Origin of the sequence: Dactylosporangium sp. NPDC051484 (assembly GCF_040689395.1) — a bacterium.
GTDB lineage: Bacteria > Actinomycetota > Actinomycetes > Mycobacteriales > Micromonosporaceae > Dactylosporangium.
Window position 1 is genome coordinate 110,900 of sequence record NZ_JBFAZX010000003.1, and the last position, 23,187, is coordinate 134,086.

The 23,187-nt window shown below is 73.0% G+C and carries 21 protein-coding genes and 1 riboswitch; of the genes, 14 read left to right on the forward strand and 7 right to left on the reverse strand.

Features of this window, described 5'->3' with window-relative positions; all coding sequences use genetic code 11:
- Positions 1 to 154: 154 nt before the first annotated feature.
- Positions 155 to 1,438 carry a phosphopyruvate hydratase gene (gene eno / locus AB0367_RS06845; RefSeq protein WP_366225233.1) on the reverse strand — a complete coding sequence of 428 codons (1,284 nt, stop codon included), beginning with the start codon at positions 1,436 to 1,438 and terminating at the stop codon, positions 155 to 157.
- A gap of 303 nt (positions 1,439 to 1,741) precedes the next feature.
- Between eno and AB0367_RS06850 the strand changes: the two genes are divergently transcribed.
- On the forward strand, positions 1,742 to 2,956 hold the full coding sequence (locus AB0367_RS06850; RefSeq protein ID WP_366225609.1) for a hypothetical protein: 1,215 nt from the start codon (positions 1,742 to 1,744) through the stop codon (positions 2,954 to 2,956).
- A gap of 117 nt (positions 2,957 to 3,073) precedes the next feature.
- On the opposite strand, the gene AB0367_RS06855 is transcribed toward AB0367_RS06850, so the two are convergent.
- The 3 genes from AB0367_RS06855 to AB0367_RS06865 all read right to left on the reverse strand — a co-directional run bounded on the left by AB0367_RS06855 (position 3,074) and on the right by AB0367_RS06865 (position 6,490).
- On the reverse strand, positions 3,074 to 3,658 hold the full coding sequence (locus AB0367_RS06855; RefSeq protein ID WP_366225234.1) for an ATP-dependent Clp protease proteolytic subunit: 585 nt from the start codon (positions 3,656 to 3,658) through the stop codon (positions 3,074 to 3,076).
- 97 nt (positions 3,659 to 3,755) lie between these two features.
- On the reverse strand, positions 3,756 to 4,409 hold the full coding sequence (locus tag AB0367_RS06860) for a response regulator transcription factor (protein WP_366225235.1): 654 nt from the start codon (positions 4,407 to 4,409) through the stop codon (positions 3,756 to 3,758).
- A 26-nt stretch (positions 4,410 to 4,435) separates the two neighbouring features.
- On the reverse strand, positions 4,436 to 6,490 hold the full coding sequence (locus AB0367_RS06865) for a histidine kinase (protein ID WP_366225236.1): 2,055 nt from the start codon (positions 6,488 to 6,490) through the stop codon (positions 4,436 to 4,438).
- Between the two features lie 182 nt (positions 6,491 to 6,672).
- Between AB0367_RS06865 and AB0367_RS06870 the strand changes: the two genes are divergently transcribed.
- Entirely contained in the window at positions 6,673 to 7,305 is a 633-nt protein-coding gene (locus tag AB0367_RS06870) for a hypothetical protein (RefSeq protein ID WP_366225237.1), read from the forward strand.
- A gap of 227 nt (positions 7,306 to 7,532) precedes the next feature.
- The gene (locus tag AB0367_RS06875) at positions 7,533 to 8,069 is read left to right on the forward strand and encodes a discoidin domain-containing protein (RefSeq protein ID WP_366225238.1); all 537 of its coding nucleotides are present in this window, start codon (positions 7,533 to 7,535) and stop codon (positions 8,067 to 8,069) included.
- 162 nt (positions 8,070 to 8,231) lie between these two features.
- Here the strand turns inward: AB0367_RS06875 and AB0367_RS06880 are convergent, their stop codons facing one another.
- Positions 8,232 to 8,819 carry a helix-turn-helix domain-containing protein gene (locus tag AB0367_RS06880; RefSeq protein WP_366225239.1) on the reverse strand — a complete coding sequence of 196 codons (588 nt, stop codon included), beginning with the start codon at positions 8,817 to 8,819 and terminating at the stop codon, positions 8,232 to 8,234.
- Between the two features lie 90 nt (positions 8,820 to 8,909).
- Here AB0367_RS06880 and AB0367_RS06885 point away from each other — a divergent pair, with 90 nt between their 5' ends.
- From AB0367_RS06885 to AB0367_RS06905, 5 genes are all read left to right on the forward strand, one after another.
- Entirely contained in the window at positions 8,910 to 9,380 is a 471-nt protein-coding gene (locus AB0367_RS06885) for a MarR family transcriptional regulator (protein WP_366225240.1), read from the forward strand.
- Positions 9,377 to 10,951: an MDR family MFS transporter gene (locus AB0367_RS06890; RefSeq protein WP_366225241.1), complete on the forward strand. Its 1,575-nt coding sequence runs from the start codon at positions 9,377 to 9,379 to the stop codon at positions 10,949 to 10,951. The genes AB0367_RS06885 and AB0367_RS06890 overlap by 4 nt, the downstream gene beginning before the upstream one ends.
- Before the next feature lie 106 nt (positions 10,952 to 11,057).
- Positions 11,058 to 11,822: a phosphodiesterase gene (locus AB0367_RS06895; RefSeq protein ID WP_366225242.1), complete on the forward strand. Its 765-nt coding sequence runs from the start codon at positions 11,058 to 11,060 to the stop codon at positions 11,820 to 11,822.
- Positions 11,823 to 11,936: 114 nt separating this feature from the next.
- Positions 11,937 to 12,395, forward strand: coding sequence for a hypothetical protein (locus AB0367_RS06900; protein ID WP_366225243.1), 459 nt, complete (start codon positions 11,937 to 11,939; stop codon positions 12,393 to 12,395).
- 154 nt (positions 12,396 to 12,549) lie between these two features.
- Positions 12,550 to 13,701, forward strand: a complete 1,152-nt coding sequence (locus tag AB0367_RS06905; RefSeq protein WP_366225244.1) for a hypothetical protein — start codon at positions 12,550 to 12,552, stop codon at positions 13,699 to 13,701.
- Between the two features lie 216 nt (positions 13,702 to 13,917).
- Here the strand turns inward: AB0367_RS06905 and AB0367_RS06910 are convergent, their stop codons facing one another.
- Positions 13,918 to 15,180, reverse strand: coding sequence for a hypothetical protein (locus AB0367_RS06910; RefSeq protein WP_366225245.1), 1,263 nt, complete (start codon positions 15,178 to 15,180; stop codon positions 13,918 to 13,920).
- Positions 15,180 to 15,653: a hypothetical protein gene (locus AB0367_RS06915; protein ID WP_366225246.1), complete on the reverse strand. Its 474-nt coding sequence runs from the start codon at positions 15,651 to 15,653 to the stop codon at positions 15,180 to 15,182. The genes AB0367_RS06910 and AB0367_RS06915 overlap by 1 nt, the downstream gene beginning before the upstream one ends.
- Positions 15,654 to 15,740: 87 nt before the next feature.
- Between AB0367_RS06915 and AB0367_RS06920 the strand changes: the two genes are divergently transcribed.
- The 6 genes from AB0367_RS06920 to cobM all read left to right on the forward strand — a co-directional run bounded on the left by AB0367_RS06920 (position 15,741) and on the right by cobM (position 23,127).
- A complete protein-coding gene (locus AB0367_RS06920) occupies positions 15,741 to 16,478 on the forward strand; it encodes a copper resistance protein CopC (RefSeq protein WP_366225247.1) in 738 nt (245 codons plus the stop codon).
- A gap of 139 nt (positions 16,479 to 16,617) precedes the next feature.
- A riboswitch (cobalamin riboswitch) is annotated at positions 16,618 to 16,786 on the forward strand.
- A 34-nt stretch (positions 16,787 to 16,820) separates the two neighbouring features.
- On the forward strand, positions 16,821 to 18,878 hold the full coding sequence (locus AB0367_RS06925; protein ID WP_366225248.1) for a VWA domain-containing protein: 2,058 nt from the start codon (positions 16,821 to 16,823) through the stop codon (positions 18,876 to 18,878).
- A gap of 1 nt (position 18,879) precedes the next feature.
- On the forward strand, positions 18,880 to 19,482 hold the full coding sequence (cobO, locus tag AB0367_RS06930) for a cob(I)yrinic acid a,c-diamide adenosyltransferase (RefSeq protein WP_366225249.1): 603 nt from the start codon (positions 18,880 to 18,882) through the stop codon (positions 19,480 to 19,482).
- Complete coding sequence (locus AB0367_RS06935) at positions 19,476 to 20,807, forward strand: cobyrinate a,c-diamide synthase (protein ID WP_366225250.1); 1,332 nt, start codon at positions 19,476 to 19,478, stop codon at positions 20,805 to 20,807. Before cobO ends, AB0367_RS06935 begins: the two co-directional genes overlap by 7 nt.
- Positions 20,795 to 22,378 carry a precorrin-6y C5,15-methyltransferase (decarboxylating) subunit CbiE gene (cbiE, locus tag AB0367_RS06940; protein ID WP_366225251.1) on the forward strand — a complete coding sequence of 528 codons (1,584 nt, stop codon included), beginning with the start codon at positions 20,795 to 20,797 and terminating at the stop codon, positions 22,376 to 22,378. The genes AB0367_RS06935 and cbiE overlap by 13 nt, the downstream gene beginning before the upstream one ends.
- A complete protein-coding gene (cobM, locus tag AB0367_RS06945) occupies positions 22,375 to 23,127 on the forward strand; it encodes a precorrin-4 C(11)-methyltransferase (RefSeq protein WP_366225252.1) in 753 nt (250 codons plus the stop codon). Before cbiE ends, cobM begins: the two co-directional genes overlap by 4 nt.
- The last annotated feature ends 60 nt before the right edge of the window (positions 23,128 to 23,187 follow it).

A 23,187-nucleotide genomic window follows, 5' to 3' on the forward strand; every position in this document is an offset into this window, starting at 1 on the left:
GCAGAGGACACGAGCCGGATGACCGGAGACGGTCACGTCCGGAATCTGCGGGAGCCGGCGGGTGTGACCCCGCCGGCCACCCCGGCCTACCAGGAGGCGGTCAATCAGGACACGGAGGCGGCGAACTGATTGTCCCCCGCTTCCACGACCATCGTCAGGAACGGGCGCCCAGGACGCTTCGGCCTGCGTAGCGGGCCTGCGTGCCCAGCTCTTCTTCGATGCGCATCAGCTGGTTGTACTTCGCGGTGCGGTCCGACCGCGACAGCGAGCCGGTCTTGATCTGCCCGCAGCCGGTGGCCACTGCCAGGTCTGAGATCGTGGTGTCCTCGGTCTCGCCGGACCGGTGCGACATCACGGCCGTGTAGCCGGCCTTGTGGGCCGTCTCGGTGGTGGTCAGCGTCTCGGTCAGCGTGCCGATCTGGTTCACCTTGATCAGGATCGAGTTGCCGTAGCCGTTCTCGATACCGTTGATGAGCCTCGCGACGTCGGTGCAGAACAGATCGTCGCCGACCAGCTGGATCCGGTCGCCGAGGGTCTTCGTGACGAGCGTCCAGCCCTCGTAGTCGTCCTCGGCCATGCCGTCCTCGATGGACACGATCGGGAACCGCTCGACGAGGCTGGCGATGTACGCCACGTGTTCCTCGACGGAGCGCTTGACACCCTCTCCTGCGTAGTCGTAGACACCACCGGAGAAGAACTCTGAAGCCGCCGGGTCCAGTGCGATGGCGACGTCGCCGCCCGGCTGGTAGCCCGCCTTCTCGATGGAGTCGACGACGAACTGCAGCGCCTCGTCCGCCGAGCGCAGGTTGGGTGCGAACCCACCCTCGTCGCCGACGTTGACGTTGTGTCCCGCGTCCTTGAGGCTCTTGCGGAGGGTGTGGAACACCTCCGAACCGATTCGCACGGCGTCGGCGAAGGTGGGGGCGCCGATCGGCGCGATCATGAACTCCTGGAAATCGATCGGGTTGTCGGCGTGCGCACCGCCGTTGATGATGTTCATCAGCGGCACGGGCAGCAGATTCGCCGATACGCCGCCGACGTAGCGGTAGATCGGCAGCGTGTGCGCCGCCGCGGCGGCCCGGGCCACGGCGAGAGACACGCCCAGGATCGCGTTGGCGCCCAGGCGACCCTTGTTCTTGGTCCCATCCAGGTCGATCATCCTCTGGTCGACATCGGCCTGCGCCTCGGCCTGCATCCCGACAACCGCATCGGCGAGTTCACCGTTGACGGCGGCAACCGCCTTGCGCACTCCGCGACCGAGGTAGCGGCCCTTGTCACCGTCACGCAGTTCTACGGCCTCGTTGGTTCCCGTCGATGCGCCCGACGGCACGGCCGCCCGCCCGAACGCACCACCTTCGAGCGTGACATCCACCTCGACAGTAGGGTTTCCCCGACTGTCGACGATCTCACGCGCGATGACGCGGCTGATTGCGGTCATTTCACTCCTCGGCTGTCCGGTCCCCACTCTACGGACGGGCGACCAATGTGAGCCGGCCCGCCTCATCGCGGAACCGTTCGTCAATTCCTCATCCGCGACACATCGTAGTGCTGGACCGCGTGCCTGCGTCATCGCCCCGTGGGGCTTCTCCTGTTGGCTGGTCACGGTCACCCGGCAGTGCGGACGCCGGTCAGGGGCGGGGACATTGACGTTTATGGCGGTCCCGTGATCTGATCCGAGAGGTCTTCACATTTTGGATCGAGGAGACTGCCCGTGTCCGTGTTCCGTCGTGCCCTGCTGGTGGTGACCCTCGTCGCCGCCGGTGCGGTGGCCGTCCCCGCCGCCCCGGCCGCCGCCGCGTTGCCGACCGCCGCCGTTGCCCTGGGCGACAGCTTCATCAGCGGCGAGGGGGCCGGCGCCTACCAGCCGGTCGTCGACGCCAGCGGGGTGGCACAGGGCTTCCCCGGCTGGTCCGCGCCGAACAGCAACGCCTACTTCTGCCACCGCTCCGGCAACGCCTCACTGCTGCAGGCGACCCTGCCCGGCATCCAGGACCGCTACAACCTCGCGTGCTCCGGCGGCCGTCCGGCCGACTTCGCCGCCCCGTCGTCCGCCCGCGCCAAGGGCCGCTCGGTCGCCGCCCAGCTCGACCAGCTCCGCGCCGTCGCGCAGACCCACAACATCGACCTCGTGCTGGTCGGCCTCGGCTCGAACAACAGCTCGTTCACGTTCGGCGACGTGGCGGAGAAGTGCGCCAACCGCTTCATCGCCGATGCGTGGACCGGCTGGTGGGAGTTCTGGGCGTATCTCAACGGCCCCGTCGAGCAGGCCCCGTGCACCGCCGACGACCTGGCCACCGCCGCGCAGTTCGCCGCAGCCACCGCCGAGACGGTCGCGGCCGTGCGGCAACTGCTCGTCACGCTGAACGAGATCGACGCCGACCACCACCACCGCGTCGTGTTCCAGGACTACACCAACCCGCTCCCGTTCGACTTGGACCAGTCCTACTGGGAGGCCGACGGGCGCCAGGACAACCGGGACAAGTTCCGCGAGCTCGGTGCCGTGCGGTATGCGGCCGGCTGCCCCATCCACCGGGCGAGCCTGTCGGCCGGCCACCTCTTCTCGCAGGGCCTCGGCACGCTCGTGCAGAACGTGCGCAACACCCTGGCCGCCGAGTTCCCCAACGAAGACCTGGTGTTCCTGGACGTCCAGCACGCCTTCGACGGCGCCCGCCTGTGCGAGCGCGCGGGGAGCCCGGCCAACGCCCTGGCCACCCCGATCCGCCTGCAGGACGGTCCTAGCGGCACCTTCGTGACGAGCCTGTCCGGCAAGGACAAGATCGCCATTCAGCGCATCGCCAACACCTGCGTGTCGTACTTCCAGACCTGCCAGGAGTCGTGGCACCCGACGGCGGCGGGCCAGGCAGTGCTGGGCCGCTGCCTCTCCACCGCGGCGGTCACGCCGGCCCGCGCGGTGACCTGCGCGCGCCAGCCCGACGGCACGATCGTCACGACCTGACCTCGTCCCGTGACCGCTGCCGGCCGCGCCGGGCGCTACCCGCCCGGCGCGGCCGAGCGGGTAGCCGCGCTCCGGCTCGGCCGGGGTCAGCCGGGCCGTCGCGCCCGTGGGCCGGCCTCAGCGTCTGACGATGGCTGAGATCAGGCCGTATTCCATGGCGTCCTCGGCCGTCAGCATGCGGCCGGACTGCAGGTCGTCCTCCACGCGGGAGCGTGGCTGGCCGGTGGCGGCGCAGATGCGCAGGATCAGGTCTTCCAGGTCGCGCAGGTAGCGGCCGGCCTCCGCCACCACCTGGTCGGCGGTGCCGCCCGGCGAGGACACCTTCGGCTCGGCCAGGCGGAACCGGGCGTGCGCGAACGCGGTGCGCTCCGCCGCGGCGCAGAACACGCCGAGGGCGGCCGCGCTCACCTCGCCGACCGCGGTCGCGTGGACGGGCGCCCGCAGCGCGTCGATCGCGTCGACCAGCGTCCAGACCGCGGACAGGCTGCCCTGCTCGGCGCTCAGGTGCACGCTGATCGGGTCGGTGCCGGAGGCGTCGAGGGCGAGTAGCGTCGCCGCGGCGCGCGCGGCCATCTCGGGCTCGATCGGGCCGCGCAGGAACACCATGCGGCGGCCGAACAGCTGCTCGTCGAGCCAAGGGGCGTGCAGCGCCGGGGGCGGTGGCGGATCCTCGTCGGGGCGCCGGTCGTAACGTGTGCGCATGAGCCGAACATAGGCGAGAATCCGTGCCCCGGCCGCCCGCTGGAGCGCATTGCGCTGCTGGCTGAACCAACGACCGCTGACCCTGGTGGCGCAGGGGTTACCGGCCGAGGCCCGCCTCGCGGGCTCGGACGATCGCCTCGGCCCGGTCGGCGACCCGGAGCTTCGCGAATACGTTCGACACGTTATTGCGCACGGTCTTCTGCGACAGGAACAGCGCCTGGGCGATCTGGGCGTTGGAGCGGCCGGCCGCGAGCAGCTCGAGGATCTCCCGCTCGCGGGTGGTTAGCTCCGGGAACGCCTCGGTCGCGGCCGGCGGTCCGGCGGCGAAGAACTCGGCGATGCGCCGGGCGAGGGTGGCGCCGAACACCGCGCCACCGGAGGCGACCGTGTTGATGGCGCGCACAATCTCCTCCTGCTCGGCGCCCTTGACGAGGTACCCGCGCGCGCCGGCCCGCACCGCGGTGAACACGGTGCCGTCGTCCTCGGACATGGTCAGCACGACGACGCCGACCTCGGGCGCCTCGGCGGCGAGCCGGCGGGTCGCCTCGATGCCGTTGAGGCCGGGCATCTGCACGTCCATGACGACCACGTCGGGGCGCAGCGACACGGCCAGCTCGACCGCCTCCAGCCCGGTCGCGGCGGTGCCGACCACGTCGATGCCGCCGACGGAGCCGAGCAGCACCGCCAGGCCGTCGCGGAAGATCGGGTGGTCGTCGGCGACGAGCACCCGGATCGCGTCGTCGTCGGGCATGGCCGGCTCCTCACCTGTCGCGGGGCTCATGAGCTTAATGCCGCGACCAGCGGCAGGCGGGCGCGTACGACGGTACCGCCGGTCGCCGGGCACTCGATCTCGCATCGCCCGCCGAGCTCCGCGGCGCGCTCGCGCAGCGAGACCAGGCCGACGCCGGACGGGGTGCCGGGTGCGATCCCGGCGCCGTCGTCGGCCACCTCGACCAGCAGCGTGTCGCCGTCGGCGGTGAGCCGCACCGTGCAGCAGGCGGCGTTCGCGTGCTTCGTCACGTTGGTCAGCGCCTCCGACGCGATGCGGTACGCCGCCACCTCCACCGCCGCGGGCAGGTCCTCGGGCAGCGTCGCCGAGACCTGGACGGCGAGCCGGGGCGTGCGCAGCCGCTCGGCGAGCTGCCCGACGGCGCCGGCCAGGCCGACGTCGTCCAGGGCCGGTGGGCGCAAGTCGTGCACGAGCCTTCGCACGTCGGCCAGCGCCGCGGAGACGTCCTCGCGGGCCTGTTTGAGCATCTCGTCGGCCCGGGCCGGGGCGGTCTTCATCAGGTTACGGGCCGTGTCGATGCGCAGGGCGACGCCGCCGAGCGCCGGGCCCAGGCCGTCGTGCAGGTCGCGGCGGACCCGGCGGCGCTCCTCCTCGCGGGCGCCGACCAGCCGTTCGCGGCTGAGCTGCAGCTCGGCGGCGAGGTAGCTGGAGCGGGCCGCGGCCGCCGCCTGCCGGACCACGTCGGCGAGCAGGCGCTCGTCGCGGGCGGAGAGGGCGGCGCGGAAGCCGCCGGTGGCGAGGATGAGCCTTCCGACGGTCTCGTCGCGATACGTGATGGGCAGCGTCTGCGTGCTCGCGGGGGCGGTGCCGTGCTCGGCCAGCAGCGCTTGCCCGCCGGTGCGGTGGACCTCGACGGCGACGTAGGGGGAGCGGAACGCCTCGGCGACGCTGCGCGCGACGGCCAGCAGCTGGTGTTCGGGGCCGTCGGAGCGCTCCAGCTGTTCGGCGAGGCCGGAGATGATGCGGTACGGGTCATGCCGCTGGCCGAGCACCACGCGCTGGACGAGCAGCCGCAGGCGGTTGCGCAGCGGGCCGTACACCAGCAGCACGACCAGCAGCCCGACCAGGGCCGCGTCGCGGTCGCCGAGCACGGTGGTGACGAGGGCCAGGATGCCGGCGTCGACGAGCACGACGATGGTGGCGAGAGAGCCGTACAGCACGGTACCGCCGAGCAGCCGGTCGATGTCGAGCAGCTGCGGGCGTAGCACGCCGACGGCGATCGCGCCGCCGGTGGCCGCGATGGCGACGAACAGCCCGCCGGTGAGCCACGACTGCGGCAGCACCAGCGACGAGAGCATCACGAGCACGTCGACCACGCCGGCCCACAGCAGCCAGCGCATCCGGGTGCGCTCCAGGCCGGCGGCCGCGCGGTACCGCCGGAACACCACGGCGAACGGGATCAGCATGCTCAGCGGGAGCGCCGCGTAGCCGACGCGTAGCAGGACCTGCCAGGCGGCGTCGGGCAGCGGCAGGCTCAGCAGGTCGATCGACAGGTCGCGCACGACGGCGGGGGCGGGCCCGTCGTCCATGGCGTCGGCGATGCGGGCGGGCACGAACAGCAGGGTCAGCGGCAGTACCGCGGTCGCGCCCAGGCTGCCCAGCACCGCCCACCGCCACCACCCGCGGGGCAGCCGCCCGTCGGGGTAGAAGACCAGCAGCAGCGGCAGGGAGAACAGCAGCCCGGCGCCGACGCGCTGGTACACCCAGTACGCCAACGCGGTGCCCGGCGGCAGGGGCGTCTGCGTGGTGGCGTACGCGACCCACGCCACGGCCGCGCCGTCCAGCGCCCAGTGCAGCCCGCTCGCGCACAGGATCCAGGCGACGGCGTTGCGCGGCACGCGCTGCACGAGCAGCCCGCCCGGCACCGCGAGGGCCAGCCCGGCGAGCCCCGAGACCCAACCCGGCTCCAGCCCGTCGTGCGCGCGCCGCTCGGCCCCGATGGCGATCTCCAACGCGACCGACACGACCGTGGCGGCGACCGCGAGCGCGACGAGCGCGCCGCCGACCAGGGTGGGCACGCGGGGCCTGCGGGGCTTGAACACCCGGACATGGTGCCAGGCCGGGCGTCCCGGTGGCCCGAGGACGCGCGTCCCGACCGGGCCGGGACACGGCGCGGGACCGCATCGGGGGCACGGGACCCTGCCGCCCGGGTCGGCCTCTCCCGCAGAGTTTCTCGGCGTACCGCCTTACACAGCAGGAACTTTCACCCCAGAGGGAACTTGAGATGACCATCCGTACCGAACCGATCCCCGCCCGTACCGACCTGAATCCCGTGGTGACCAGCCGGATCTCGGCCGGCGCGACGCGGGCCCTCGGCCTCGCCCTGACCGCCGGCACGCTGTCCTGGGTGGCCGCCATCTTCACCGTCGGCAACAACCCCACCGACTCGCTCGGCCAGACCATCACCGACCTGGGCGGCGGCCTGTTCCAGCTGGGCCTGTTCGCGCTGCTCGCGGTGCAGCTGCGCACCGCCGCCACCGGCACGTCGCGGGTCGCCCGCGGCATGCTGTACGTCGAGCACGTCCTGCTCACGGTCGCGACCGTGTGGAGCTTCGCGCACGCGGTCCCGGCGCTGCGTGACGCCGCGTGGCTGGTCCCGATGGACCTCTTCTGGCCGTTGTCGATGCTGGGCATGTTCGTGATCGGCCTGAAGATCCTCTTCACCGCCCGCTGGAAGGGCGCCGCCCGCGTGTGGCCGACGGTGGCCGAGAGCTGGGCCGTGGTGACCGTGCCGACCTTTGCGATCCTGGGCTCCCCGCTGGCGGACTACGTGGGCGGCGTCCACCTGCTGATCGGCTACGCGATGCTGGGCGTGATCCTGGCGGCGCGGCCCCAGCTGACCGGTGCCCGCGCATGACCCGCTGGGCCGGCCCCTGCTGATCCCTGCCGAACAACCCCAGCGGGTCCGCGCCGGGTGCACCAGGCAAGCCGCTTCGCGGTCGCCTTCGGCGAGCCTGGCGCACCCGGCGCGGGTGTTTCCGCAGCGCCAATCAAGCATTGAAATGTTTCGTTTATGTTGCGTATGATGACTTCGGAATCACTCTCTGTGATTGCCGCGTTTCTCGTGGGAAGGGGTGCCACGCAGTGGTCCACTTCATCTCCGCGTCCCGGCCGCGCCGGGCCCGGCTCGCCGCGTTCCTCGTCGCCGCCGTCCTGGGTGCCGGCCTGCCAGTCGTCGCGGGCGCGGCTCCGGCAGCCGCGGACGCCGGCAACATCGCGCTCGGCCGTCCGATCACCGTTAACGCGGTCACGCCCTTCGCGCCCTACTACGCCAACGACGGAAACCCGATGTCGTTCTGGGAAAGTCCGCAGTACTCGTTCCCGCAGTACATCACGGTCGACCTCGGCTTCCCGCGCAACGTCTTCCGGGTGGTGCTGAAGCTGCCCCCGCAGCCGCAGTGGCAGTGGCCGACACGGACGCAGACGATCACCGTACGCGCGGGGGATATCGACCCTGTCACCGTCGTCGGGTCCAGGCCGTACACGTTCGACCCGGCCACCGGAAACGTCGTGACGATCGACTTCGCGCCTGGATACCGCCGCAAGATTTCGCTGATCTTCGAGGGCAACTCTGGCTGGCCGGCGGCACAGCTGTCGGAGTTCGAGGTCTACTCGGTGTAGCGCACGGCCGGCCCAGGGGCGAGATCCGCCAGTCTGGCCGGCGACCCACGCGGGGAGTTGGGAGGTGCCGCTGCCCCGAATCCGGCCCGAATGCCTTCCAGGTGCCTCGTCGCCGTCGTCATCGTGGGCCCGGGCACCGTTTCGCGGGCCGGGTCGCCGCGTTCAGCGGAACGCGGCGCCCATCTCGGCCAGTGCCTCGCGCATGACGTCGGCGAGCTGGGTGCCCGGCGGGCGGTCCAGCCAGTCCTGCACCGCCACGCGCATCGCGGCCATGAAGGCCGCGGCCATCAGGCGGGCCCGCACCGGGCACTGCGCGGACCACGGCGCCCGGGAGCTGATCTGCGCGGTCAGCTCGTCCTCCATCGAGGCGTACGTCGAGACCTGCTGCGCCGCCAGTGCCGGGTGCCGGCGCACCATCCGGACCTGTGTCACCCAGCGCGGGTCGCGCGCGCCCAGGCGCTGCTGCACCTCCAGCGCGGCGCCCGTCAGCGCGGCCCACGGCGGCTCGGCGGCCGGGCGGTCCCGGACGGCGTCGACCAGCAGGCGCATGCGCAGCTGGTCGCCGTGCAGCAGCGCCTCTTCCTTGCTCGCGAAGTAGTTCGAGAACGTCCGGCGCGAGACCTCGGCCGCGTCCGCGATCGCCTCCACGGTGACCTTGTCCAGCCCATGCTTGATCGACAGCGCCACGGCGGCCTCGTGCAGGGCCTGCCGGGTGGCGCTCTTCTTGCGTTCTCGCAGGCCGGCCCCCACGTCTCGATGTTACCTAATTCTCATTGAGCAAACTTGCGTATCAAGCAAGTTTTTTGAATGCTTGTATCAGGCAAGTATTCGGGAGGAACGGTGGACCACGCCGACGCGCTGCGCGACGAGGTGCGCGAGCTCATGAAGGTCGTGCGCCTGGTGAAGCAGCAGTACCAGCACGAGAGCGAGGCGCTCGCGCCCGGTGTCGCCGGCATGCTCGCCGTCATCGAGCGGCTCGACGGCGGCTGTCGCCTCAAGGAGCTCGCCGTCACCTGCGCGCTCGACCAGTCGACCACCAGCCGGGCGGTCAGCGCGTTCGTCCAGGACGGCCTGGTGCGCCGGGTCGCCGACCCGAGCGACGGCCGGGCCAGCTTCCTGGAGCTCACCGACGCCGGGCGCGACGCGCTGCGGCGCTCCAACGACTGGTACGCCACCCTGCTCGCCGCCGTCTTGAGCGACTGGAGCCCCGCCGACGTCGAGCTCCTCGGCACACTGCTGTGCCGCTTCCGCAGCTCCCTCAACGCGCAGTTCGCTGCGACCAACCGCAAAACCCTGGAGGCAACACGATGAGTCAGGCGCAGACCGAGGAGCCGATGACACATCGGCAAGTCCTGGAGGCGCTGAGCGGCCTGCTGCTCGCCCTCTTCGTCGCGATGGTGAGCTCCACGATCGTCTCGACCGCACTGCCGAAGATCATCGGCGCGCTCAACGGCACGCAGACGCAGTACACCTGGGTCGTCACCGCCACCCTGCTCACCGCTACCGCGACGACCCCGATCTGGGGCAAGCTCGCCGATCTGTACAACAAGAAAATCCTCGTCCAGGTCTCGATCGTGATCTTCGTGCTGGGCTCGATGATCAGCGGCCTCGCGCAGAACACCGGGGAGCTCATCGCCGCCCGGGCCTTCCAGGGCATCGGCGTCGGCGGCCTGCAGGCGCTCGTTCAGGTCGTGATCGCCGCGATGATCCCGCCCCGGGAGCGGGGCCGGTACAACGGCTACCTCGGCGGCGTGATGGCGGTGGCCACCGTGGGCGGGCCGCTGCTCGGCGGTGTGATCGTCGACACCTCGTGGCTGGGCTGGCGCTGGTGCTTCTTCGTGGGGGTGCCGGTGGCCATCATCGCCCTCGTGGTGCTCCAGAAGACCCTGCACCTGGCCACGATCAAGCGGGACAACGTCAAGATCGACTACCTGGGCGCGGCCCTCATCGCCGCCGGCGTCAGCGTGCTGCTGATCTGGGTGTCGTTCGTCGGCGGCTCGTTCGCGTGGCTGTCCTGGCAGAGCGCGGTCATGGTGGTCGCGGGGCTGGTGCTGCTCGGCCTGGCCGTGTGGGTCGAGTCCCGCGCCGCCGAGCCGGTCGTGCCGCTGGGCATCGTCGTGCAGCGGACCACCGCCCTGTCGATCTTGGCGAGCCTCGCGGTCGGCATGGCGATGTTCGGCGGCGCCGTGTTCCTCGGCCAGTACTTCCAGATCGGTCGCGGCTACTCGCCCACCGAGGCCGGCCTGCTCACCATCCCGCTCATGGCGGGCGTGCTGATCTCCTCGATCGTGGTCGGGCAGCTCATCACCCGGACCGGGCGGATCAAGCCGTACATCGTCGCCGGCACCCTCATCCTCGTCGCCGGCTTCGCGATCCTGTCCACCATCGACCACGAGACCTCGCTGGTCTTCGTCAGCGGCGGCATGCTGCTGATCGGCGTCGGCGTGGGCATGTCCATGCAGAACCTGGTGCTGGCGGTGCAGAACACCGTGCCGCTCAAGGACATCGGCGCGGCCAGCTCGACGGTGGCGTTCTTCCGCTCGCTCGGCGGCACGATCGGTGTCTCGGTCCTCGGTGCGATCCTGGCCCGCCGGGTGACGAGCAACATCACGGAGTCGCTCGCCGCGGCCGGCGTGCACGCCCCGGCCGGCGGCGGCAAGACCAGCAACCTCAACCTCAACGCGCTGCCCGAGGCGATGCGGCACATCGTCCGCGCCGCGTACGGTGACGCCACCGGGCACATCTTCCTCGTCTCCGCGTGCATCGCGGTGGTGGGCGTGATCGCGGCGCTGCTGATGCGCCCGGCGCCGCTGCGCAGCACGCTGGACCTCTCGGCCGCCAAGTCGGCCGAGGCCACCGACAAGGTGGGTGTTTCCAGCTAAACACTGATAAGTCGGGACATATCGCACCGACCCTGGGACCTGGGCGGGGCGGCTCACCCTCCGGAGCCGCCCCGCCCAGCCGCATCCGCGGCGCAGAATGACGGGCATGCCCCTCATCGCGCACCTCAGTGATCCACACATCACCACCGGCGCGCTTGCTGCGGAGCCGGCCGCCGGGCTGTACCGGGCACTGACCCGCGTGCTCGCGCTGGAGCCACAGCCCGACTGCGTCGTCGTCACCGGGGACCTCGTCGACCGCGGCCGGGACGGGGAGTACGAGGTGCTCAAGGAACTGCTCGGGCGCTATCCCGTCCCGGTACACCTCGTCGCCGGCAACCACGACGGCAAGGCCGCCCTCCAGCAGGCGCTCGGGCTGGCCGAGACCTTCTACACCGCGCAGTACGCGGAGTTCACGATCGTCGTCCTCGACTCCCTGCGGCCCGAGCTCGGCGACGCCGGACTGCTCGGTGACGAGCAGCTCGCCTGGCTCGACGACGCGCTCGGCCGCCGCCCGCAGGTGCCGGCGTTCGTCTGCCTGCACCACCCGCCGATCCGGGTCGGCATCCCCGGCATGGACGCCATCCGGCTCGTCGACGGGCCCGGGCTCGCCGAGGTCGTGCGGCGGCATCCGCACGTCGCCCGGGTGCTCGCCGGTCACCTGCACCGCGTGGTCACCGCCGGGTTCGCGGGCACGGTGCTCAGCGTCGCGCCCAGCACCTATCGGGCCGTGGACCTCGGTCTGCGCGAGGACCGTCCGGTGAACTTCGTGGCCGAGCCGACCGGGTTTCTGCTGCACCGGCTTGAGGGCGCCGAGTGCGTGACGCACCTGGTCCAGGTCAGTCACACGGGCGCGCCGGTCATCGCCTTTTGAGTCCGATCCGCCGATGTCCGCGTGGCACGTTTCCGGGATTTGGCGCTGGGTGGGGCCCCGTACTTTGAATGCAGCACCCCCCACGCTGACATGCACCCGAGAGGACCACCCCCCATGAGCGAGTACGGCGAGATCGAGACGGGCCACGAGTACGGCTCCCTGGAGGAGGCCCACTCGGGCTTGGGCGCCTCGCAGGACCACCAGTCGCAGTACGGCATCCTCGAGCACGACCACCGCAGCATCGAGCACGAGCAGTTCGAGAACGTCAAGCACATCGAGTACACCGACGCGGCCGGCAACCACTACCAGATCACCGAGTACACGCGCTACGAGCGCACGGAGATCGAGGAGGAGCACACCTTCGCCGCGTACGGCCAGGAGAGCTTCGGCGAGTCGGGCTTCGGCGCGGCCGAGGAGGACTCGGTCGGCTTCGGCGAGTCGGGCTTCGGCGCGGTGCACAGCTTCGGCGCGACGTCGGTGCTCGCGGGCCTGGAGGGCATCACCTCCCACTTCGAGAACTTCCTCGGCTCGGGCTCCCACAACGACAACGAGATCAACGACGCCAGCGCGTGATCAACTCCTCTCGGGGCGGTGAGATCGTGCTCACGGCGCCGGTCGGCGGCTAACCCGCTGACCGGCGTCGTGTCGCGTCCGGGCCCGTTGTCAAGCCTTTTCCGGGCCGGAAATCGGCGGCGCGCCGCCCGGAAACCCCGCACACTGCATCGGCATGAGCCTCGACGACGACTGGCACTACCTGCCCACCCGGACCCGGGCCGGCGCGCTGCAGCGCGGCCTCGGCCGGGGCGCCGTGCGGGCGGGGCGGGACCCGGCCGCCCCCGAGCTGGTGTACGCCTGCATCCGCCGCGATCACCGCTGGCTGCCGCTGGACGAGCGCGGCGTCTACCTGGCGCGGCTGGTCCGCGATCTGGAGCTGCCGACCGGCCCGATCGTCGCCCGGCTCTTCACCGCCACCGACGAGACCGGGGAGTTCTCCCACGTCCTGCGGGTCGCGGAGGCGCTGGGCCGCGCCGGGTCCGAAGGGGTCGTCGAGAGTCTGCGGCGCTACGTCCACATCGGCCCCTACTGGCGCGAAGCGCTCGCCGTGATCGCGCACGCCTGGCCGGCCAACTGGTGGGACGACCTGCTTCCCGCGGCGGCCGACCGCCTCGCCTGCGCGCAGTCCCCCCTGTACCTGCCTTCGGGCCCGCCCTGGAGCGACTGGGCCGCCCGCGACGAGCGCGTCCGCGCCGCGCTCTCCGCCGGTTTGTCAGCCGATCCCGAGGCCGGTCCCGAGGCCGTGCGCGGTCTCGGCGAGCTCCTCGAGGAGGCCGACGGCCTTGACGACGCGGCCCGGGAGTGCCTCGCGGGGCCGGTTGCCCAGGCCCTGCCCGCCGCGCGGCGGGTGGCCGCCGATCCCGGCTCCGGCCCGTACTGGCAGAGCCTGTGCGTTCTGGCCGAGCACGGTGACGAGTCCGACGGCCCGGCGCTGCTGGCCGGCCTCGACTGGCTCGACCGACGGCCGGACGACATGTGCGGGTACGACCGGCTCGTCGACGGCCTGGCCCGGGTCGGCGGCGACGCCGCGCGGCAGGCGCTGCCGCGGATCCGGTCGCTGTGGTTCAGCCCCCACTCGTACGAGCGGGCCAGCTACCTGCGCGCCCGCCTGGCGCTGGAACCGGACGCGTGCGCGGGCGCGCTGACCGAGGGCCTGTGGGACTGCGAGGCCGACGTGCGCCTGCTCGCGGTGCGGCACGTCCCGCTGGACGAGAAGCTCGGGCGGCGCATGACGTATCTGCGCGACGACCCGATCGAGACCCCGCAGGTCCGCGCCGCCGCGGCCGAGCGCCTCGCGCTGGAGGCCGCTGTCGGCGGACCATGACCGTCCTGTCGCGCGGCCGACACATGGGCGCAAGCAAGCGCCAAGTCTCCGCCAAGTCCCGTCGGCGATGCTGTCTTCAGCACCGCTTGAAGGGATCGCGAGATCCTCGGACCACCGACCTCGAGAACACGGTCTCGATACCCATATATGAGCCAGGCGGGCGGCACTTCCTCCCTCGTGCCGCCCGCCTTCTCGTGTTCGGCACGGGTGCCGGGCTCAGCCGGCGAACAGTAGGAACAGGCCCGCCACCGTGTACACCACCATGAGGCCCAGCAGCGGCAGCTGTCCCGTGACCGCCTGCGCGCGCGGGAACATCCGCAGGGCGCGATCGTGGGCGAGCACCGTGCCGACCAGGTGGCCGAGCACGATGACCGTCACCTGCAGGTTGGCGACGCCGGTCGGGGTGATGATCCCGCTGTACACCTTGAAGTCCTCGGCGCCGAACAGCAGCGCGACCGTGCGCTGGCCCTCCAGGACGAACAGCGACCAGTAGTGCGCGACCACGTAGCCGACCGCGATCGGCACGATCGAGTGGGCGAGCTCGCCCGCCGCGCGGTCCGCCGAGGTGCGCCCGCGGCGGCCGGCGGCCCGGGTGGCAGTCCGGTACGCCGCGGCCACCGCCCCGGTGACCGCCAGCAGGCCCAGCGTGCCGGTGACCGGGGCGGGCAGGCCGTTCTCCTGGGTGAAGCGCAGCCAGAACAGTGCGCCGGACATGGCGTCGTAGAACGTCGCGCCCAGCAGGACCACGACGACGGCGACCAGGCCGGGCGCGGCGTTCAGGCCAGCGATGCCGTCGAGCGGGTTGCGCCACACGAGCGCGCCGTCGCGACGGCGGCCGACGATCGCGAGCCGGCCGACGAGGTCGCTGAGCGCCTCGAACGCGTCGCCGCGGTCGAACCAGGCGGTGCCGTAGACGAGGCCGCCGGCCAGCATCGCCGCCGCGTAGACGGCCAGCCACGCGCCGAACACCGGCAGCGTGGCGCGGTCGGGCGCGACGAGCTCGAGCCAGACGAAGGCGAACAGGCCCGCGGCGGCCGGCCAGTACCCGAGCCCGGCGGGCAGCGGGCGGCCGCCGTCGCGCCGGATCACGGCCACGATCGCGCGCAGCGGGTTGAGCCTGCGCCAGACCGGGCCCAGCAGCAGCGACAGCGGGACCAGCCCGACCCAGAACAGGACATACACCAGGCCGGCGGCGGGGTTGTTCTCGTCGTCGGGCTTCGTGAACTGCACCAGCAGCACCACGACGAGCAGAACACCCGCGACGCGCAGGGGCCAGGCGAGGGCCCCGGCCGCCCTCGACAGCCACGCGGGCACGGGGCGGCCCGCGTCGGGGTCGATGCGCGGCTCCCGCCAGGCCACGCCCAGCACCACGAACGACACCACGAGCGCGAGCGCCGCGCCGACCGTCAGCTGCGCCGGGGTCAGCGGCAGGTCCTGCCGCCCGCCCACGCCGTGGGCGAGCACGTCCGCCGGGCCCATCAGCGCACCACGAGCTGGAACAGCACCAGGTGCGACTTGTGCGTCTCGACCTCGAACAGGCCGGTGCGCTCGGCGGTGAGCGTGATCGAGCCCGGCTGCCCGGCGGCGAGGGCGAGCTCGGCGTCATAGCCGTGGACGTGCACCTGGTCGGCCTCGTCGCTGGTCACCGTGATGCGCACGACGTCACCCCGGGTGACCTCGACGCGCCCCGCCGGCGGGTTGGCCCGGCGCTTGGCGATGGTGTACACGAGGTCCTTGTCCACGGCCGGCCGCGACGGCACCGGCGAGCCGGTGGCGACCGGCGGCGAGGGCGCGCCGGATCCCGGGGCCGCGGTGGTGGCGGATGACTGCGGCGCCGCAGCCGCGGTGGTCGGCGCGGCGGCGGGGGAGGGGTCGTCGCCGCAGGCGGCGGCGAACGCGAGCAGCGCGGCGAGGGTGAGGCCGGCGCGGGCGGTCGGTCGGGCGTTCGGCAACGGTTGGTCTCCCGTCGGCGGCGGGGTTTGTCAGGGCTGTGAATTTAGCGGCTTGTCGCGCACTGCGGAACCCGCCATCATGGGTCGATGCGTTTGCCGGTGCGCGGATTGGCCGTCCTGGCGGTGGTCGCCGCCCTGTTGCTGCCGGCGTCCCCGGCCGCGGCGCACGGCCAGCTCGCCATGTCCGACCCGGTCGCCGACAGCACGGTCGGCCAGCCCAGGGCCGATCTGACGCTGTACTTCACGGAGACGCCCGTCTCGTATGCGTGGTTCACGCTCACCACGCCGTCCGGCCGGCGCGTCGAGGGCGCGTGGCGCACGGGCCAGCCGAAGCGCCTCGACAAGCCGGTCGAGGAGTATTACCTGGTCGACGGCAAGTTCGAGCCGCGCGTGTTCAACACCGGATACCCGGCGATCATCGACGTCTCGCACTGGCCGGAGCAGGGCGTGTACACGATGGCGTACCAGTCCGTGGCCTCGGACGGCGAGCCGGTCAAGGGCACGCTGAAGTTCACGTACTCGGGCCCGGTCACGCAGCCCCCGCCCGGCTGGACCGCCCCGACCTCGGGCCCGTCGGCGGCGCTGGCCGGTGCGCACTCCGGCGCGACCGCGGCGCCCTCCTCGACGCCCGGCCTTTTCCCGGACGTCGGCACGGATCCGGGCCCGGCGCCGCGCGCGGCTGCGCAGACCCCGTTCGTGCTCACCGACTGGCTGATCCCGGGCGCGATCATCGCGGGCGTCGCCTTCATGATCGTGGCCGCGGCCCGGCGCGCTCCGGTGGCGGCGCCGAAGAAGAAGCGCCGCCAAGTGCCCGTCCGCGGCTGATGCCGCCACACCACATCGCGCGGGAGCCCGGCGACCAGCGCGATCGCCACGAGCGGCACGCACAGCGCGGTCCGGGCGGCCGGGTCCCACCGGCGCCGCATACCCGCCCCACCGTCCGCCGCCGCCCATCGTGAGGGTCACACCGCATTACGTTGACGGCCCCGGGGCCCGTGGGACACGATGACCGGAAGCGGTATACGGAGGAACCCGGTGCGAATCCGGGACGGTCCCGCCACTGTGACCGGGACGTCGAGGTGTGGCGGCGATCCGGGAGTCAGGAGACTCCGGCCGCCGTTGTTCAACCGCCTCGCGGGCGCGGACCCGCCGAAGGGATGTGTGCCCGTGACGCCGCCGTATCCGTTCTCGGCCGTCGTCGGCCTGGCCGACCTGCGCCTGGCGCTCCTGCTCACCGCCGTGTCTCCGGCGATCGGTGGGGTGCTCGTGCGCGGTGAGAAGGGCACCGCCAAGTCCACGGTGGTGCGCGCCCTCGCCGCCCTGCTGCCCGAGGTCGAGGTCGTCGCCGGCTGCCGGTTCGCCTGCGACCCGGCCGCGCCCGACGCCGCCTGCCCCGACGGCCCGCACACGCCCGGCGCCGGCTTCGAGCACCGCCGCTCCGCCCTTGTCGAGCTGCCCGTCGGCGCCACCGAGGACCGGGTGGTCGGCACCCTCGACCTGCAGCGCGCGCTCGGCGACGGGGTCAAGGCCTACGAGCCCGGCCTGCTGGCCGCCGCGCATCGGGGCGTGCTGTATGTCGACGAGGTCAACCTCCTGCCCGACCACCTCGTCGACCTGCTCCTCGACGCCGCCGCGATGGGCCGCGCGCACGTGGAGCGGGACGGGGTCTCGGTCAAGCACGCCGCCCGGTTCCTGCTCGTCGGCACGATGAACCCGGAGGAGGGCGAGCCTCGCCCGCAGCTGGTCGACCGGTTCGGGCTCGTCGTCGGCGTCGCCGCGCCGCAGGAGGCCGCGCCGCGCGCCGAGGTGGTGCGCCGCCGCCTCGCCTACGAGGCCGACCCCGCCGCGTTCGCCGCCCGCTACGTCGAGGAGGACGCCGCGCTCGCCGGGCGCATCGCCGCCGCCCGGGCCCGCCTCGGCGCGGTCGCGCTGCCCGACCGGGAGCTGGAGCGGATCGCGCGGATCTGCCTGGCGTACCGCGTGGACGGCCTCCGCGCCGACATCGTCGTCGCGCGGACCGCGGTGGCCCTGGCGGCGTGGCACGGCAGGACCGTGGTGACCAGGAACGAAGTGCGCGACGCCGCGCGGCTGGCGCTGCCGCACCGTCGGCGCCGGGATCCGCTCGACCCGCCGGGCGCGGGCCGCGACCGCCTCGAGGAGGTCCTGGAGCAGGAGGCCGGCCCGGACGACGACGACCCGCCGGGCGGCTCGCCGGACGACGACGGCGGCGGCCCGACGCCCCCGGACGGTGCACCGGAAGGCTCGCCGGGCGACTCCGCGGACGGTGCCGAGGGCGTTCCTGACGGCGCCGCAGGCCAGTCGGACAGCGCCGATGCCGGCGCCGCGGATGGCGACGCCGCTCACCAGCCGCCGACAAATCGCTCGAATGCTGACATATCCGATAAATCCGATTCACAGGGTGAATCAGATTTATCGGATATGTCCCAAGAGGGCGGCGTCGGGGCGCCCGGTGCGCTGGCGTTCGCGGGCCTGCCGTACAAACCCAGGCTCCTCAGCATCGCCGGGCGCGCCAACCGGCAGGCGGGCGCGCACGCCGGACGCCGATCGCCCGCGCTCTCGCGCCACGGGCGGGTCGTGCGCTCCCGCGCCCCGCTCGGCGGCAAGCTCACCAGCCTCCACGTGCCAGACACCGTGCGCGCCGCCGCGCTGCGCGGCGCCACCCGGGCCGAGGCCCGCGACGTGCGCGAGGCGGTCAAGGTCGGCCGCGAGGCCAACCTCGTGCTGTTCGTCGTCGACGCGTCGGGCTCCATGGCGGCGCGCCAGCGGATGAGCGTGGTGAAGACCGCGATCCTGTCCTTGCTGCGCGACGCCTACCAGCGGCGGGACAAGGTCGGGATGATTGCGTTCCGGGGCAGCGATGCCGCGCTCGTCCTGGAGCCCACCGCCAGCCACGAGGTCGGCGTGCTGCGCCTCGCCGAGTTGCGCACCGGGGGCCGCACGCCGCTGGCCGCCGGGCTGCGCCAGGCCGCCCGCACGCTGCACGGCGAGCGCCGCCGCGACGCCCGGCGCCGGCCGCTGCTCGTCGTCGTCACCGACGGTCGCTCGACCAGCGGGCCCGACCCGCTGAGCGTCGTACCGCTGCTGGCCGGGGTCCCCGCCGTCGTCGTCGACTGCGAGTCCGGCCCGATTCGTCTCGGCCTCGCGCGCCGCCTCGCCGCCGCGCTCGAGGCGTCCTGCATTCCGCTGACGAGCCTGGGAGCCTGAGTTGCCGCAGGGAAAAGTCGAGAACGTACCCGACGACGGGCTCACCACCCGCCAGCGCCGCCGCCAGCACGTGCTCGCCGTGCACACCGGCCAGGGCAAGGGCAAGTCCACGGCCGCGTTCGGCATGGCCCTGCGCGCGTGGAGCGCCGGCTGGCCGATCGCCGTGTTCCAGTTCGTGAAGAGTCCGAAGTGGAAGGTCGGCGAGGAGGGTGCGCTGCGCGCACTCGGTGAGACCGGCCGGGGCGGCGCCGTCGTGTGGCACAAGATGGGCGAGGGCTGGTCGTGGATCCAGCGCCCCGGCACCGAGCGCGACCACGCCGCCGAGGCCGCCGAGGGCTGGGCTCAGATCAAGCGCGACCTGGCCGCCGAGGCATTCCGGTTCTACGTGCTCGACGAGTTCACGTATCCGATCAAGTGGGGCTGGGTCGACATCGCCGACGTCATCGAGACGCTGCGCGAGCGCCCCGGCAACCAGCACGTCGTCGTCACCGGCCGCGATGCCCATCCCGACCTGATCGACCTCGCCGACCTCGTCACCGACATGACGAAGGTCAAGCACCCGATGGACGCCGGGCGAAAAGGCCAGCAGGGCATCGAGTGGTAGCCCGGATCGTCATCGCGGCGCCCGCCTCCGGCCACGGCAAGACCACGGTCGCGACGGGGCTGCTCGCCGCCTTCGCCGCGCGCGGGGTCGCCGTCGCGCCGTTCAAGGTCGGCCCCGACTACATCGACCCCGGCTACCACGCCCTTGCCGCCGGCCGCCCCGGCCGCAACCTCGACCCGGTGCTCGTCGGCGAGGAGCTCATCGCCCCGCTGTTCGCGCACGGCGCGGCGGGCGCCGGCCTCGCCGTCATCGAGGGCGTCATGGGCCTGTACGACGGGCGCACCGGCGCCGGCGAGCACGGCTCCACCGCGCACGTGGCCCGGCTGCTCGACGCGCCCGTCGTCCTCGTCGTCGACGCGACCGCGCAGGCCCGCTCCGTCGCGGCGCTCGTGCACGGGTTCCGATCCTTCGGGCCGGGCGTCCGCATCGCGGGCGTCATCCTCAACCGCGTCGGCTCCGACCGCCACGAGCAGATCCTGCGCGACGCCTGTGCCGAGGTCGGCACCCCCGTCCTCGGCGTGCTGCGCCGTCACGACGCCGTCGCCGCGCCGTCGCGGCACCTCGGGCTCGTGCCCGTCGTCGAGCGCTCCGCCGAGGCCGCGGCCTCCGTCGCCGCCCTCGCCGAGCTCATCGCCGCGAGCGTCGACCTCGACGCAGTGCACGCCGTGGCCCGCTCCGCGCCCGGACTGACCGCCGCGCCGTGGACGCCGTCCGTCGCCCCGCCCGTGCCCGGCGCGCCGGTCGTCGCCGTGGCCGGGGGCCCCGCGTTCTCCTTCGGGTATGCCGAGACCGTCGAACTGCTCACCGCGGCCGGCGCTCAGGTGTCCACAGTGGATCCGCTGCGCGACGAGAGCCTCCCGCCCGGCACGCGCGCGCTCGTGGTGGGCGGCGGCTTCCCCGAGGTGTACGCCGAGCAGCTCTCCGCCAACATCCCCCTCCGCGACGCGGTGGCCGCCCTGGCCGGATCGGGTGGCGCGATCGCCGCCGAGTGCGCCGGGCTGCTCTGGCTGTGCCGCACCCTGGACGGCCGCCCGATGTGCGCCGTCCTGGACGCCGACGCCGCCATGACGCCCCGGCTCACCCTCGGGTACCGCGACGCGGTGGCCGTCGCCGACAGCGTCCTCGCCCCGGCCGGCACCCGCGTCACCGGCCACGAGTTCCACCGCACCCAGGTCACCCCGGCCGCCGGCGCGACCCCCGCGTGGGCCTGGCGCGAGGGCCGCGACGGCTTCGTCGCCGGCGGCGTGCACGCTTCCTACCTGCACCTGCACTGGGCCGGTTCGCCGCAGCTCGCCTACCGTCTGGTGGCGTCGTGCGCCTGGTGATCGGCATCGGCGCCCGCCCCGGCACGACCCCGGCAGAGGTGTTATCGCTGCTCACCGAGTCGCTGTCCACATTGGACGACGTGGTCGCCGTGTCCACAGTGGAGTCGCGCGCCGAACTGGCCGCCTCGCTGGCCGCCCCGCGGGGCTGGGAGGTGGTGACCTATCCGCCGCAGGAGCTCGCCGCCGTGCCGGTCCCATCGCCATCGGCACGGGTGGCGTCGGCTCTTGGCACTGCCAGCGTCGCGGAAGCGTCAGCGCTTCTGGCGGCGGCCCGCAGGGACCCGGGTGCGGCGCCCGCCGGCGCGGCGGTCCTCATCGTCGGGAAGCGTTCATCGCCATCCGCGACCATCGCCATCGCGGCGGCCGCCCCCGAAGTCACCGTCGTGGGAATCGGCGCTGACGCCTACGCCGGCCTGACCGAAGCGGGCCGCGACGCCATCGAGACCGCGGACGTCGTGTTCGGCGGCGCGCGCCAACTGGCCCTGCTCCCGGCTCGCGGCGCTGGGTCGCAGGTGCGCGGCGTCGATCGGCAGGAACGCGTTGCCTGGCCGTCGCCGCTGGTGCCGGCGTTGCCGCGGTTGCTCGCGGAGCAGCACGGGCGGCGGGTGTGCGTGCTCGCCAGCGGCGACCCGATGCACTACGGGATCGGGACCACGCTCGTGCGCCTCCTCGGGGCCGCGCACGTGCACGTCGTGCCGCACCCCTCGTCGGTGTCGCTCGCGTGCGCCCGGCTCGGATGGGCGGTGCAGGACGTCGAGGTCGTCAGTGCCGTCGGGCGGTCCGTGGACGTGCTGCGGCGGTATCTGCACGACGGGCGGCGGGTGCTCGTGCTCGGCGCCGACGGCGGCACGCCGCGCGAGGTCTGGCGGATCCTCGAGGAGACCGGGTTCGCGGGCAGCGACGTCACGATCCTCGAATCGCTCGGTGCCGACGACGAGCGGATCCATCGCGACCCGGACGCGGCGCGGGCGCTGCACATCGTCGCGGTCGAATGCCGGGGCGCAGGCGGTGTGCCGGTCGTGCCGGGGCTGGCCGACGCGCGGTACGACAGCGACGGGCAGCTCACCAAGCGCGAGATCCGGGCCGTCACGCTCGCCGCGCTGGGGCCGCGGCCGGGCGAGCTGCTCTGGGACGTCGGGGCCGGGTCGGGCAGCATCGCCATCGAGTGGCTACGGGCGCACCGGGCCTGCCGGGCCGTCGCCGTCGAGCGGGACGAGGCCAGGGCGCAGCGGGTCGCGGCCAACGCGCGGCGGCTCGGGGTGCCTGGGCTGTCGCTCGTCGTCGGGGCGGCGCCCGAGGCGCTCGACGGACTTGAGGTGCCCGACGCCGTGTTCATCGGCGGCGGGTTCACGGTGCCCGGCGTGTTCGAGCGGTGCTGGGGCGCGCTGCGCCCCGGCGGGCGGCTCGTCGTCAACGCGGTCACCGTCGAGTCGGAGCGGCTCATCGCCGAGCTGCACACGGCGCACGGCGGGGAGCTGACCCGTATCGCCGTCAACCGGGCCGCGCCGGTCGGCGGATTCCTCAGCTGGAGACCGATGATGCCAGTCACGCAGTGGGTGGTGGAGAAATGACCGTGTATTTCATCGGCGCCGGGCCGGGCGCCGCCGACCTCATCACCGTGCGCGGGCGCGACCGCATCGCGTCGGCGCCGGTGTGCCTCTACGCGGGCAGCCTCGTGCCGGTCGAGCTGCTGAAGTACTGCCCGCCGGGGGCCCGGCTGGTTGACACCGCCGACCTGGACCTCGATCAGATCCTCGCCGAGCTGCTCGACGCGCACGCGAAGGGGCTCGACGTGGCCCGGCTGCACTCCGGCGACCCGTCGCTCTTCAGCGCCATGGCCGAGCAGCTGCGGCGGCTCGACGCGGCGGAGGTGCCGTACGAGATCGTGCCCGGCGTGCCGGCCTTCGCCGCCGCGGCGGCCTCGCTCAAGCGGGAGCTGACCGTGCCCGGCGTCGCGCAGACGATCATCCTGACACGCACCGCGGCGCGGGCCACGCCGATGCCGCCGGGGGAGGAGCTGGCCACGCTCGCCGCGAGCCGGGCGACGCTGGTGCTGCACCTTGCGGTACAGCGGATCGGGGAGCTCGCCGAGGAGCTGACGTGGTGGTACGGCGCCGACTGCCCGGCCGCCGTCGTCGCCTACGCCAGCCGCGCCGACGAGCTGATCCTGCGCGGCACCCTGTCCGACATCGCCGAGAAGGTGCGCGAGGCCGGGATCAAGCGCACCGCCGTCATCGTCATCGGCGCGGTGCTGGCCGCCGAAGAGTTCCCCGACAGCCACCTGTACTCGACGACCCGCCCCCGCCCCGGCAGGCCCTAGACAGACGAGTAAGTCCGAAGCCCGGTCAGTGGTCGTAGGCGATCAGTGACCGGGTTTTGG